At 41.2% G+C, this 13,149-nt stretch carries 9 protein-coding genes and 5 pseudogenes; 4 read left to right on the forward strand and 10 right to left on the reverse strand.

Annotated features, from left to right (window positions below; all coding sequences use genetic code 11):
- Positions 1 to 2 precede the first annotated feature (2 nt).
- The 4 genes and pseudogenes from LC048_RS21200 to LC048_RS21215 form a co-directional block, all read right to left on the reverse strand.
- On the reverse strand, positions 3 to 980 hold the full coding sequence (locus LC048_RS21200) for an ATP-binding protein (protein ID WP_306048733.1): 978 nt from the start codon (positions 978 to 980) through the stop codon (positions 3 to 5).
- 535 nt (positions 981 to 1,515) lie between these two features.
- A pseudogene (locus tag LC048_RS21205) lies at positions 1,516 to 2,996 on the reverse strand (nicotinate phosphoribosyltransferase).
- Between the two features lie 88 nt (positions 2,997 to 3,084).
- Positions 3,085 to 3,637, reverse strand: a pseudogene (locus tag LC048_RS21210) (cysteine hydrolase family protein).
- 372 nt (positions 3,638 to 4,009) lie between these two features.
- Positions 4,010 to 4,952, reverse strand: a pseudogene (locus tag LC048_RS21215) (diacylglycerol kinase).
- Positions 4,953 to 5,636: 684 nt separating this feature from the next.
- Between LC048_RS21215 and plsY the strand changes: the two are divergent.
- Both plsY and LC048_RS21225 read left to right on the forward strand, forming a co-directional pair.
- Positions 5,637 to 6,197, forward strand: a complete 561-nt coding sequence (plsY, locus tag LC048_RS21220; RefSeq protein ID WP_306048735.1) for a glycerol-3-phosphate 1-O-acyltransferase PlsY — start codon at positions 5,637 to 5,639, stop codon at positions 6,195 to 6,197.
- Between the two features lie 196 nt (positions 6,198 to 6,393).
- Positions 6,394 to 6,830, forward strand: a pseudogene (locus LC048_RS21225) (sodium:solute symporter family transporter); the annotation flags it as partial.
- Here the strand turns inward: LC048_RS21225 and LC048_RS21230 are convergent.
- On the reverse strand, positions 6,794 to 7,153 hold the full coding sequence (locus LC048_RS21230) for a sodium:solute symporter family transporter (RefSeq protein ID WP_371931944.1): 360 nt from the start codon (positions 7,151 to 7,153) through the stop codon (positions 6,794 to 6,796). The pseudogene LC048_RS21225 and the gene LC048_RS21230 sit on opposite strands and share 37 nt — an antisense overlap.
- A gap of 6 nt (positions 7,154 to 7,159) precedes the next feature.
- On the opposite strand from LC048_RS21230, the pseudogene LC048_RS21235 reads away from it, so the two are divergent.
- A pseudogene (locus tag LC048_RS21235) lies at positions 7,160 to 7,858 on the forward strand (sodium:solute symporter family transporter); the annotation flags it as partial.
- A gap of 128 nt (positions 7,859 to 7,986) precedes the next feature.
- Positions 7,987 to 8,730, forward strand: coding sequence for a hypothetical protein (locus tag LC048_RS21240; protein WP_306048737.1), 744 nt, complete (start codon positions 7,987 to 7,989; stop codon positions 8,728 to 8,730).
- A gap of 36 nt (positions 8,731 to 8,766) precedes the next feature.
- Here the strand turns inward: LC048_RS21240 and LC048_RS21245 are convergent, their stop codons facing one another.
- The 5 genes from LC048_RS21245 to LC048_RS21265 all read right to left on the reverse strand — a co-directional run bounded on the left by LC048_RS21245 (position 8,767) and on the right by LC048_RS21265 (position 12,777).
- Positions 8,767 to 9,309: an SMI1/KNR4 family protein gene (locus LC048_RS21245; RefSeq protein WP_226605300.1), complete on the reverse strand. Its 543-nt coding sequence runs from the start codon at positions 9,307 to 9,309 to the stop codon at positions 8,767 to 8,769.
- An 18-nt stretch (positions 9,310 to 9,327) separates the two neighbouring features.
- A complete protein-coding gene (locus LC048_RS21250; RefSeq protein WP_306048739.1) occupies positions 9,328 to 9,990 on the reverse strand; it encodes a hypothetical protein in 663 nt (220 codons plus the stop codon).
- 21 nt (positions 9,991 to 10,011) lie between these two features.
- Positions 10,012 to 11,055 (reverse strand): leucine-rich repeat domain-containing protein, encoded by a 1,044-nt coding sequence (locus tag LC048_RS21255; protein WP_226605296.1) that lies wholly within the window; start codon positions 11,053 to 11,055, stop codon positions 10,012 to 10,014.
- A gap of 27 nt (positions 11,056 to 11,082) precedes the next feature.
- Positions 11,083 to 11,367 (reverse strand): hypothetical protein, encoded by a 285-nt coding sequence (locus LC048_RS25195; protein ID WP_371932080.1) that lies wholly within the window; start codon positions 11,365 to 11,367, stop codon positions 11,083 to 11,085.
- A 939-nt stretch (positions 11,368 to 12,306) separates the two neighbouring features.
- Positions 12,307 to 12,777 carry a hypothetical protein gene (locus LC048_RS21265; RefSeq protein WP_226605291.1) on the reverse strand — a complete coding sequence of 157 codons (471 nt, stop codon included), beginning with the start codon at positions 12,775 to 12,777 and terminating at the stop codon, positions 12,307 to 12,309.
- Between the last annotated feature and the right edge of the window lie 372 nt (positions 12,778 to 13,149).

Below are 13,149 nucleotides of genomic sequence, written 5' to 3' on the forward strand. Positions count from 1 at the left end.
TTTTAACAGATAAGCCTACTAGAACGACAGCAGCAAAAATGCCATGCTCCAAGAAGAAGCACAGCATTATTTATTCTGCGATCAACAATGTTTCTGTATTTTGATTGCGAGGCAACAAAATACGTATGGTCGTGCCTTCCCCCTGATTGACTTTCAATGTCAATGGTTCCTTGATGAAGATCGATAATCCGTTTGCAAGTGAGCAAACCCAGTCCTGTTCCTTTTTCCTTGGTTGAATAAAAAGGCTCAAACAGGCGCTCCAACCGCGATTCCGGTATACCGCAGCCTTTATCATTAATGGTGACCATAACCGAGTCCCCACTCACTTCTTCAAGCGTTACGGAAATAAAATGGCCGTTGTCCCCTGTCGCTTCGATTGAATTTTGGAGAAGATTTATCAGCACCTGCTTCATTTGGTTCCGGTCACAATCCAAAATAATTTCCTTTTTATCATCAAACTCTATCTTTAGACTTTTAAGGTTGGCCTGTGGCTCCATGAAGTGAACACAGTCCCTTAATAGCTTAGTAAAATTCGCATATTGAAAATTAACATTTTCTTGAGGTTTGGCAATAAACATAAATTCATTGACGATTTGATTGATTCTGTTCATTTCATCCAGCATGATATCAAGGTACGGAATCAACTTTTCATCCGCAACGCTTTCTTTGACGATTTTAGCAAAGCCTTTCAAAGAGGTGAGCGGATTCCTGATTTCATGTGCGATTCCTGCTGCCAGCTCCCCAACTACAGAGAGCTTCTCCATTTGCTGGACCTGCTTTTCCCTTTCTTTCTCTTTCGTTATATCAATGGCTGTTCCAATGACCTCAACTGTCATCCCGTTTTGGCGAACAGGGTACAGGACGGCCAGGTAATGGACTCCACCCAGGCTGCCTTCATAGTTGACATGCTCACCTCTCCACGCCTTTTCGTAAAAATTCACTTTGCGTTTTGCCTGGTCAGGCGGCAAAAATTCAGTCAACGATTTTCCGATGACTAGGTCAGGACAAAGACCTACCTTCTCTATGAGCTTGCCTTCAATAAAAGTATGGATGAATTGATTGTCTTTTTTTTAGGAATTTAAAAATAAAGCCTGTCTCCCTGAGTATGAACTGCTCATAATCTACTGCGGTACTCTTGTCATTCACACGGCAACACCCTTAGAAAAGATTCATTCCCTAATAATTCTTTATTACTAGGGAAAATCCTTTTAAAAAAAGGAAATAGTCAGAGATTAGAATTAATTACCAAAACCAACAGTACCGCGGATACCTAAAACGCAATGACTGCGAACTTAAAGGTCTTATTCATTCGTGACTTCCTTATTGCTCTCTGCAAGAAAGGACTGCTCATAAAGTCAGTATCTCGATTTACATCCCCCATACCGACCATGGATATTAGGAAAAGTGAACCTAATCCAGTTTCATTTTTCATCGGAAAATTCCAATAGGATAAACTATATGTAAGCGGGAGGTAAAAATAAAAAACTGCTTTCCCCAAAAGGAAAGCAGCCCATTCTATTCCGTCTTCTCTCCAGTCATCTCCATGACCTTCTCTTTTACTTCTTCTATATTGCGCATCTTGTTATCCCAGCATTTCTGGCTGAGGTCCACAGGGTACTCTTCGGGATTGAGCATACGGGTGTATTCTTCCCATAGAACGCCGAGACAGTAGGTTGAGTGCTTGCGGACTTCCTCTAGGCTCGGCTGGGTATACACTAGCTTACCCTCCTTGAAGATATCATGATGCAAATCCCTTGCATCGAAATTGGTGACGAATTTGCTGATAAAGGTATGGACCGGGTGGAACATCTTCAGGCGCTTTTCCTGCTGTGGATTTTCACCTTCAAGAGTGATGTAATCCCCCTCTGAACGGTTGTTGGCTTTATTAATGATCCTATAGACATTCTTGATGCCTGGTGTTGTCACTTTTTCCGGATTGGAAGAAATCTTGATGGTGTCCTCCATCGTTCCGTCACCCCGCTCAACCGAGACAATTTTATAAACCGCTCCTAAAGCAGCCTGTTCGTAAGCAGTAATCAACTTCGTGCCAACTCCCCAAGTATCGATTTTTGCCCCCTGAGCTTTCAGGTTCATGATCGTATACTCATCCAGGTCGCTGGATGCAACGATTTTCGCATCCTTAAAACCGGCTTCATCCAGCATTTTACGGGCTTCCTTGGAAAGGTAGGCTAGGTCACCGCTATCGAGACGGATGCCGATGAAATTAATCTTATCGCCGAATTCCTTTGCCACTTTGATTGCGCTTGGCACTCCAGACCTCAGTGTGTCATACGTATCGACGAGGAATACGCAATCTCTATGCGTTTCCGCGTATTTTTTAAAAGCGGTGTAATCATCCCTGTAAGCCTGTACCATTGAATGGGCATGCGTTCCAGCGATCGGGATGCCGAACAGTTTTCCCGCACGCACATTGCTGGTAGAGTCGAAGCCTCCAACATAAGCAGCACGCGTGCCCCAAAGTGCTGCATCCATTTCATGCGCACGGCGGGTACCAAACTCCATCGCAATTTCATCCTTCACGACCTGCTTGATGCGTGAAGCCTTTGTCGCAATCAATGTCTGGTAATTCACGATGTTCAAGAGCGCCGTTTCAATCAGTTGCGCTTCTGCAAGCGGTGCGTCCACTCTTACCAGCGGCTCATTGGCAAATACAATTTCACCCTCTTGCATCGCGCGGATTGAACCAGTGAATTTCATATCTTTTAAAAAGGCAAGAAAGTCCTCATCAAAACTTCCTTCTTCCCGAAGGTATTGAATATCACCCTCTGAAAAACCGAAGTTTTCGATGTAATGGATGATTTTTTCGAGAGGCCGGCAAAAACGGCATAGCCATTGCCGAAGGGAAGCTTGCGGAAAAACAAGTCAAACACCGCGCGGCGGTTATGGACGCCATCACGCCAGTACGTTTCCATCATATTTAATTGATATAAGTCCGTATGCAGCATCAAGCTGTCGTCTGTGAATTTAGTGCTCATCAAAAAACCTCCAAATATACTGCCATCATCATCACTTATCGGAAAATAAAACCTTCTTTCCGCTACCATCTGGCCTTGCAAATACGTGTTACTTTACCTCCGCGCCAATCGAGCTCTCAAAATGGCGGAGCGACCACTCATGGCCCACCTGGTCAAAAGAAGCGACCGCGTCCTTATAAACAATAATCTTAAATCCCTTATTATAAGCATCAACTGCGGTGTGAAGGACGCAAATGTCGGTGCACACGCCGACAAGATGCACTTCTGTGATGCCCTCGCTCGCGCAGCTTTATCTCAAGATCAGTCCCGGCAAATGCGGAGTACCTCGTTTTGTCGATATAATACACATGATCAAGATGCTTATTTTCTTCATAAACTCCCTGCAGGCTGCCGTATAAATCCCTGCCTTTCGTACCGCGGATATTATGAGGCGGATATAGCTTCGTCTCCGGATGGAATTCATCGCCCTCATCATGGACATCAATAGCGAAAACAACATAATCACCATTTTCGATGAACTCCTTCGTCACGCCGACGAGTTTCTCTTCAATCGCCTGCCCCGGCTCACCGCAAGTCAGCCGACCATCATCCGCCACGAAATCATACGTAAAGTCGATATTGATTAACGCCTTGTTCCCCATTATGTATCCACATCCTTTTATCTTATTATCTTTTATTTTCATTCAAATATGATTTACAGGCAAATTTTTCATATCGATGAGAACTTTTTGATAAGACTAAACTAACCTTTGGCGCCTTACCTTCTTTTTAAAAAAAGGTCTATATTCAACAATGTTTTTTGATTTAGGAATAAAATCTACATTTAAGGAATATATTCAGCTTTTAAGGAATATATCTGTAGGTTTAAGGAATATATCTGTAGGTTTAAGGAATATATCCGTTGGTTTAAGGAATATATTGTATTTTAAGGATTATAATCATTTTTCAAGAATATCCTTCTATACCCTAACTCATATAACAAAAAAACCACCCCATTTTGGAGTGGTCCTTCATCATTTTGCCTTGAAATTCAATTCCAGGTTCTCCGGGCGGTCTTCAGGACGGATTTCGTCGAGTGGCACGTAGACTTCGATGTGCCTGAACAGGTTTTCGAATTCAGCTGGCAAATTGCCGCCGTATTCGCCGTCTAAGTTCAATTGGACCGTTTCCTTGGATTGCACCTTGATGCGGTTGGCCTGCGTGTAAATGACGCCTGAATCATAGATGTGTTCACCGCGGACAGCGAGTGAAGCAATTCTGATGAAATCGGCCAGGTTTGTCTTTTTCAAAATCAATAACGAAAACAACCCATCATTGATTGAGGAATTTGGAGCCAAACGTTCGAAACCGCCAACGGAATTCGTCAGTCCGACAAGGAACATCATGACCTCGCCTTCGAATAGCTTTCCATCATACTCAATCGTTACTTCAGAAGCACGAATGGATGGCACCATCTCAATTCCTTTAAGATAGTAAGCGAGCTGGCCAAGCATTGTCTTGAGTTTGCTCGGCACTTCATATGTGAGCTCCGTCAGTCTGCCGCCGCCAGCAATATTTATGAAATATTTATCGTTGATTCGGCCTACATCGACCGGAATCGTATCGCCTTTAACAATAATGTCAACCGCAGCATCGATATCCCTTGGAATATGGAGCGCGCGCGCAAAGTCATTTGTTGTGCCGACTGGAATGACACCGATTTTCGGTCGGTACTCCTGTTCAGCGATTCCATTGACCACTTCATTGATCGTGCCATCTCCGCCAGCCGCAATCACCAGGTCATAGCGCCGCTCGACCGCAATTTTCGCAGCCTGTGTCGCATCCCCCCTCACCTGTCGTTGCATGGCATGAAGCCTCATAACCGGCATTCTCCAGCTTTACCAAGACTTCGGCCAGATGCTTTTTGAAAACCTCACGACCCGAAGTCGGATTATAAATGATTCTTGCTCTTTTCATACCCATCATCCTACTTAATATGGTTTTTAATTCCATCATTTTACATCATATCTCAAATTGACCTGTGAGGCAATTTTCCTGTCATCTATTCTACCGGATATATCATAAACTACTTTATGTCTTTTTGCCAAAAAGAAACCTATTATTTAATCTAAGTGTTAACTATCATATTTTTCGAAAAACTCTTCCATTCATACTCGTTCTTTTTTACAATATAAAGAGAATGGTTACATAAATTGGAAACCCCTACCCGTTATTGTGATTGAAGGATGCAGCCTAGAGATCTTATTACCTGGTTACAACCTGTACAAAAGTATAAGATACATGCTGCAATATTGATCTGCTCAATTGGACTTGTAGTTTTCTCATCCTTACACTGGTGATGCTCCAGCAAATGAGAATCAGCAGTGCATTCATATTGAAGTATACTGCTATATGATACAACAGACGTCAAAAACGGCATAATAGTTCCCGAAGGTTTTGACCAGTACAACTGCCTGCAGAACACATATTTTCAGCATTGTATACACTTATCAAGGATTGATTGACTCTGTAAAATAAAGATACTGACGAGGACTATTTTAGAATAAAATTCTCTAACTAGATTAAAAGGGTGACGTTATATGACTTGGATTTGTCTTTTAGCAGCTTATTTGGTCGGTTCCATTCCAACCGCTTTATTGATTGGCAAAATTTTTTTTTCATGTTGATATCAGGGATCATGGCAGTAAAAACCCTGGCGCGACGAATACATTGCGGGTCATGGGCAAACGGGCGGCCATTATCGTGCTACTGGTGGATGTTGCAAAAGGGATGCTCGCCGCCTCTCTTCCGCTGATTTTCGACCTACCACTTGCACCGCTGTACGCCGGATTGATTGCCGTCATCGGCCATTGCTTTCCGATTTTTGCGGGATTCCGAGGCGGCAAGGCGATTGCCACGACGGCAGGTGCACTGCTGATTGTTGATATCGGAATGTTCCTCGTTGTTTATGTGACTTTTTTTGCCGTCATATTCGTGACCAAATATGTGTTCATGGGTTCGATTTCTGTGGGAATCGCGATGCTGATTTTTTCTTTGTTCTCTCCGGACATTCATGAGCCATTTATCTTTACTGCTTTTATTATATTTTTAATTTTCCTCCATCGTTCTAATCTGCAGAACTTTTTTAGCGGCAAGGAGCCTAAAATCAATGATAAAAAGGTCAAGGGTGACCGTCTGCCTCCAAAAGATCTTAAGATGTGAATATTAACCATGGCTTTCCCGAGCCATGGTTATTCTTTTGCACTATAAATATATTAGAAAAGTAAATTACTATTACTAGGATTGTAATTTTAACGAAAAAATAGATTGTTAATCATTTAAATGAAACGATAGAATATTATTTGTATTAGCAATATTTTTTCAATATTTTTTTCGCGATAACAAAGGGGGAAAGATTATGTCCAACGAAATGTATCAAAGCATTGCCATCGGGATATATATGGCCGCGATGCTTTATATCGGCTGGTATTCCTACAAAAAGACAAGTAATCTGACTGACTACATGCTTGGCGGCAGATCGCTTGGTCCGGCAGTCACAGCGCTTAGTGCCGGTGCAGCTGATATGAGCGGCTGGCTGCTGATGGGTCTTCCAGGGGGGAATTTATGTAAGCGGCTTAGCGAATGCATGGATTGCCATCGGATTGACCGTCGGCGCGTATCTTAACTGGCTTTATGTAGCACCTCGACTTCGTTCTTACACACATGTAGCAAATGACTCCATCACGATTCCCAGCTTCCTTGAAAACCGTTTTAAAGATGATACAAAGCTTTTAAGAATTGTATCCGGAATTGTTATCCTACTCTTTTTTACCTTCTACGTATCTGATGATATGAGGCTGGCTAAAGTAGCCAAGACCCCATGCTGCGGTTGATATGATGCCGAGCAAGGTTGTCCCTTTGAATAAATCAAGCAATGCAGGGTCGATTGAACGGATGGTATCGAACGTTTCTGCAGGTCCCCCTGTTTTCGAGAAGCCGATAATCGGCACGAGCAACAAGGCGAGAAGCAACATCATCCCCTGGATAAAATCTGTGTAACTTACCGCAAGGAAGCCGTCGAATAGTGTATACGCTACAACTACAGCGGAAACAAGCAATAAGCCGGTATGGTAATCTAGATCGAATGAACTTTGGAAGAAAACAGCTCCGGCGACCATTCCGGGGCGATCACATCAATAAAAGAAACAAAGAGTGCAAGAAGAATCGGCATGGGCTGGATGATCTTTTCCTTAATTGGAGCAATATTGACAGCGTTGATCGGTCTTGCTTACTTTACACAGAATCCGGATGTTAAGCTGGATAACCCAGAAGCAGTCTTCATCGTGCTCGGTCAAATCTTCTTCCATCCGTTATTTTCCGGCCTTATGCTGGCAGCCGTTCTCGCAGCAATCATGAGCACCATCTCGTCCCAGCTGATCGTTACATCCAGCGCACTGACGGAGGACTTGTACAAAATCATATTCAAAAAAGAAAAATCAGATAAGCAGTACGTATTTTTCGGACGTTTGGCAGTACTCGCAGTAGCGATTATTGCTGCATCACTGGCATGGGTACAAAACGACACAATTCTTGGCCTGGTTGCATACGCCTGGGCAGGATTTGGAGCAGCGTTCGGACCGATCATCATCCTGAGCCTGTACTGGAAGAAGATGACCAACTGGGGCGCGATTCTCGGTATGATTGCCGGTGCCGCTACCGTTGTCATCTGGAGCAATGTCGGCCTGAGCGATGTCATGTACGAAATCGTTCCAGGTTTCATTATCAACCTGATCATTTCTATTGTTGTCAGCTTGGTAACATACAGACCAAATCCTGAGATTGAAAAAGAATTTGATATGAGTGTTGAGAACTTAAAATCATAATAGTAGAGATGCCACAGAGACCCTTTCTCTGTGGTATTTTTATTTCATTTTTCGATAAAATCTTACAGGATATTACATGTGATAGGTGGAATTTTTATAAGAATTACAAAACTCTGAGGGGAAAAGTTATGAAGAAGAAGCTATTAATCTACGGAACATCTGCAGTACTGTTTTTAAGCGTGCTCATTGCCATGGATCGGTATAAATTATATAAGGAAGAAAAGCCACCCTTGCCAGTTGTAACGATTGAAGGTGAGAAAATTTCTGTCGTAACAGGAGAATACAATTGGCATGGAACCAGGCAAACTTCTGAAGAACCAATTAAGCTGATGGCAGGAACGATTCCATCCAAGACCAAGGAAAGACAGGAGTTAACTGTAACCTTCCCCGCAGACAAAAAACCAAAACAAATCATGATTAACCAGGTCAATTCTGTTCCTGGTGCTGATAAACTATCAGCGCAAAGCGATACAATACTGATACCAAAAAGCCAGACTGTCCAGAACATACTCTTCCAGATCACAGCAGGCTGGGATGAGGAATTCAACTCTTTCAGCACCTATTTCGTCAACTTATCGATAGAAGACCTGCCTGATTTCTATGATTTCCTATCGAAGAATCCTGAGAAACTTTCTGTACTGACCATTGTTCCACGTGGAGAGTCAGAAAAGTATGACATTCCCGACGAAGTAAAGGCTAAGCTTGATTCCTTCCACATATCTGATGATATTAATAGTCTAAAAGAGCGTTATCCTGAACTGACGACAAACGTAACACCAGTCTATATGATCTTTACTAATACGCATCTTGCCATTTCAGTATTGGATAAGGAAGCACTCTTTAACATCATAATGGATGATGGTCTGGATTGACATAAAAGGCTCTTTTGCCAGGGCCTTTATGCTCTCTTAATCAAAATCAAGATAGTCCTTATTCAAAACCAATCTCTCGCCTTCCTTGAACACTTCTTCCAGTAATTCCATCAAATTTGGATAAGTATCAATTGGCTTAAAACTCCTCATATCCATTTGAAGGATTTGGCCTTCTCCGTTATAGACAAAGAATGTTCCGGTGGCCATCGAATCCGCAAACACAAATAAGCCATCCAGGCGTTTTCTATCGCGTGAATAAGGTGGGATATTTCGAAATGAAATTGGCTGATGAATCTGCTCCTCGATGGTCATCCCTTTATAACCGTCCTGTTTGCCTGCGACCCTCAATCTATCAAACAAGTAGCAGCCATTAGACGTTAACAGGAATTCTCTAAAGTCTTCTGGCAGATTGCCTATTTCCACTTCGAGTGAATTTAACTCTTCGAGGTTCAAAGGTTTTTGGATGTTAGTTTGCCAGCGGTCTTCGTACAGATTTCCATATAGGATTGTACCAGTCCTAAGTTTTTTCCGGTCATCTTGATAAAGCTTGTCTATCTTTTGCAGAAATTCATCATACATGGCTACAACTCCTGGAGTTTAATCAACTGTTATTGTACCTGCCCACTGGCTGGATATCGAACGAACCTCGAAGGTTTGATGATCTTTCCAGGCTGCTTTTCCTAAAAACCTGGCATAGACCATTTCATTCGGAACCTCTTCCGCCAGTACCTTCTCTTTTATCATCAGGCCGTCTTTATCATCATATATCCTGGCAATGAGCTGAAAAGAGTTCACACTGTGTATCCCAAGTACTAATGCTGTATGCCTTTTATCCGGGCTCTTTTTAGGCGTGTTTTTTAATATAAACTGTGCCTGGTAATTATGTTCTTTAACCTTTTCAAGCGCATGAATGACAGGAGAGTAATCCCAGTCCATTTCCCGAAAAACCGGGTCAATATAATCGTTGAAGATTCTTACATATTCCTCATATTTCTCTTCAACGGTATCAAGCTTCAAAAACTCAATCGGATTATAAGGGATCTTCACAGTCCGCCCATTTTCAATTGTATAGTCATCAATTTCAATTTCTTTTACTTTATCAACGCAGTAAATACTTAAATACCTGTCTTCTTTGGTCTCAATCCCTTTTAAATATCTGCTCATCAATAATTGAAAGATTCTCGTTTGATGGTTAAAACCTATCTCGCCCTTGTTTGGCCTGTTGATCATATCAGACAGCATAATTTCTTTCAGTTCCATGGACTCTCACCTTTAAATTATTTATTCAAAAACAAAGGTATCCAAAACTCCTTTATCTGTCTTGCCATACTTCTTTGCCAGTTCTTCAAACTGCTTATTTCTCTTATCACTGCCAAACCCAACTGATATCCTTTTCAGAGAAGGATTTCTTAATGCAGGCAAATAATCTTCCACACTCATATTCATTGCTGACCAGTGTGTAAAAACCTCAAGGGCTGGAGCGTACTCTAGACTATTAAGCTCTTTCAACCCCTTCAAGTTATTTAAAGCAAGCTTCCGCAGTTTATGTAAATCAACCAGGGACGGAAATATTTTAACATTTGGCAGATTTTCAATCGTTACGTATTGAAGTCCAGTTAATGATGATATAAATGATATATCACTTAACCCCCTGATTTGGAATAGCTCCAGATATTTTAATCCGTCCATACCTGCAATAGCATTAAAAGTTTTAATCCCGCCAAAATTAATTGAAAGATGCGACAGTTTTTTTAACGGCTTCAAGAATTCCAGGTCACTGGTTGTTATGGACGTTAAGGTGATTTTTTCAATATTCATTAACTTCCCGACAATCTCAATATCTTTTGTGTGCCCTACAATCAAGAGTTCTTCAAGGTCCTTGAACCTTTCTATCGCAGATAGACTTTGTTTTTTTGACTTTGTTTGGCCAAGTATCAACTTCTGCAATCCATCTGGGACCAAAGATAAGACTTCAAAGGATTCCAGACTGAATATACTGAGGTTAAGTTCTGCCAAATTCTTTAAAGATGCGAGCGTTTCTACATTTTCTACCCTGTCATGACACTCAACATATAGGCGCCTTAAATTCGGAAGAAGATGAAGAAAGCTTAAATCACAAACAGTCTGGTAATACCCATAGACACGGAGAATTACGTCGCTCCGGTTTGAGAACAGGGTCTCGTTCAATTTCGTGAAAGTTTCAGGTTCAATATCACTAGAAAACTGGATAACTTGTAATTTTTTATTTTTTATTAACTCCGTGATTTCATCTGTAGTTAAACTCCCATTAATTTGTACACGGCCATCAGATGTTAAACTATACATTTACGCCTCCTTTTCGCATTATGACCTTTACCACTCTCTCCACTCTTCAGTGATGTCCTCATCCGCATCAAGACCAGCTTCTCGTGCTTTCTCATCAATAAACTCCCATAATTCTTCGCGCTCCAGTGTTTCTATAAAATAATTGTATTCTTCATTGAGTCTATTAAACTCGTTTACGACTTCTTTTACTTTCTTCAGGATGGACTTTTCCGTCGGGATCTTCAAAGATTTAAGAGAAGAGACATACGTCTGAAGTGCTTTTTCCGAAGCTGCCAGAGCTTCCTCGGTGAACATATCATCGCCTGCCACCATTCGTTCTCTCCATAAAACGGTTGGCAATTTCTCATTTATCTGTGAGGCTGCCAAAATTTCAGTGTCCTTTTTCTTTACAGCTGTGTATTCCTCTAGCCGATGGGTGTAATGTTTTTTCTGTGTAAAATAAACATGCTCAATACCTTCACAAGGATTTAAATCCCCATCAAGGACAGTAGTTCCCCCAAAAGCAAGCATTTTTAATCCAGGCAATTGACTGACAAACTGAATCGAAGGTATTTCCCCACAATCCATCATACTTAACTTCTCTAAATTCTTTAACTCTGCAATTGGGGTGAAATCACCGATTTTTTTACAGTTCTCTATTTCTAGAACTCTCAAGCTTTTTGATAGATCTTTAATATCCTTCAAATCATTAAAGGATCTTAAATAGTAAAGACCGAGCTTTCCCAAAATCCCCAATCCTTCTACCCCTTTTAATGAGATGATATTAGACTGGATCAGCTCCAGGAATTCCAGGTTCTTAAGTCCTGAAAATTGTTCAAGATTCTTAGTTATAGGCTTGTAGCTCCAGAGCACCATTTCTTTTAAGTTCTCAAGAGTCCCTAATTCCTTTGCTTTGGGTGGAAGCTGCCCATAAAGCACTTCAAGCGAAGGAATCCTTTCAAAATCAATCTCCAGAGATGGTCTCGTTTCATTAATTGACAGTGACTTTAGTTTTTTTAAATGGTAAAGTCCTGAAACATCTTTTAAGTCTTCACCCCCAAGGGAAACCAACTCAATGTCAGGGCATTCACTTAAAAAATCTACTTGAGCCAGCTCATAAGAAATATCGACATTATTTATCTGATGTTCTTGAATATAGGCTATTGATTCCGTGATATTGTCCACATTAATTTTCACTGATACTTCGCCGTCGTCATCAATCCGTATTCTTACATTGCCTTCCTTTAAAAATTTGACCATTTTGCACAACCTTTATATTTTTTCAATCAGCCACTTTGTTTTCCTGGCCTGGTAAGTCATTGTTATTGTTCTATCAGTAACCCATTTTAAATCACCTAAATATTGATTGAAAATCAGTTCATGCGGCCTCTCCTGGAGGACTTTTTTGCTTTTTATCAATTCACCTGATTTCTTGTCCCTGATGTTCAGCGTTGCACTAAAATAGTCTATGTCATGCGTACAAAACATCTCTGCCATATACTTTCTGTCAGGTGAGGATCTTTGTGCCCAAGTATACTCATTTACATAGTTTCGCTCTTTTATTTCAGCTGTGATCCGGTTGAAGACATCATGTTCCCATGAATACTCATTCGCAACTTTAACGATTCCCTCATCGATTTTATTTAGAATAAGTGTTTTTTTATCAAAATCGGATAGAGAAAAATATGAATCTACGTCCAACTTTACCGAAACCTCAGTGAAACCATCTGTGGTGGTCTGCACTCCATCTCCTGGAAATTCCACACAATTGATCATAATTTTCTTTGACCTGTCATTCGGAAAGCGACCTAGTAAAAAAGTGTACAAACCGGCTATGCACCTAACCTGGTCTCGAAACAGCATTCTTTTTCTCTTCCAACCTTCTTCATAATCAAAGCGTAACGCTTCGGTCTCAGTAAGAGAATGCCTGGCCATTACCCTTTTGATATCTTCGTCTTTTTTTATATAAGGTAAATCCAAATCAATATCTCTAAGTAAAATAGAGGCCAGCCCCCTTTTGTGTTCTTAAGCTAATAATAGCACCAGCACGTTTGTAAGAATATGTATTTAAAGAACTATTTTTAACCCGACTTTCCCCCTTTCCCGGGAAATATC

The sequence above is a fragment of the Mesobacillus subterraneus genome, from assembly GCF_020524355.2.
In the GTDB taxonomy this organism is placed as follows: domain Bacteria; phylum Bacillota; class Bacilli; order Bacillales; family Cytobacillaceae; genus Mesobacillus; species Mesobacillus subterraneus_C.